The 591-nt window shown below is 48.4% G+C and carries 1 protein-coding gene; it reads right to left on the bottom strand.

Annotated elements, in window-relative coordinates:
• On the bottom strand, positions 1–576 hold a 576-nt coding region (dnaN, locus tag R7190_RS29090; protein WP_318138095.1), incomplete at its 3' end, for a DNA polymerase III subunit beta.
• Positions 577–591: the final 15 nt, after the last annotated feature.

Below are 591 nucleotides of genomic sequence, written 5' to 3'. Positions count from 1 at the left end.
TTGCTTTTGGGCGAAGTCAGTACCTAGTTGAGTTTGCGATACTGCCATACGGTGACCGTCGGTCGCCACACTACGCAGTGTCGTGCCATCGATTTCAAACAACATACCGTTGAGGTAGTAACGTACGTCTTGGTTTGCCATCGAGAACTGAGTTTTGTCGATAAGCGTACGCAGGTCCGCTTGGCTCAGTGATACTTCAACTTCACTTTGCCAATCTTCAATGTTCGGGAAGTCATTCGCTGGTAGCGTTGCCAGTGAGAAACGGCTGCGACCAGAACGAACTTGCACGCGATCGCCTTCTAACACAAAAGTGATGATCGCATCGTCTGGTAAGCCACGGCAAATATCGAGAAACTTACGCGAAGGAACGGTAATGCTACCCGCTTCGAAATCCCCTTCTAGAGTCACTTTGCTCACCAATTCCACTTCTAGGTCAGTCGCGGTCATTGATAGCACGTTCTCTTCTACTTTAATCAGTAGGTTGCCCAAAATAGGCAGGGTTGGTCGGCCACCCAAAGCGCCCGAAACCTGTTGTAGCGGTTTGATTAAATGACTACGTTCAATAGTAAATTTCATGCTTGGCTCTTTACG

This window comes from Vibrio sp. 1078-1 (assembly GCF_033340475.1).
Note: the sequence above shows the minus strand (reverse complement) of the source record. Positions and strands in the feature narration are given on the sequence as shown.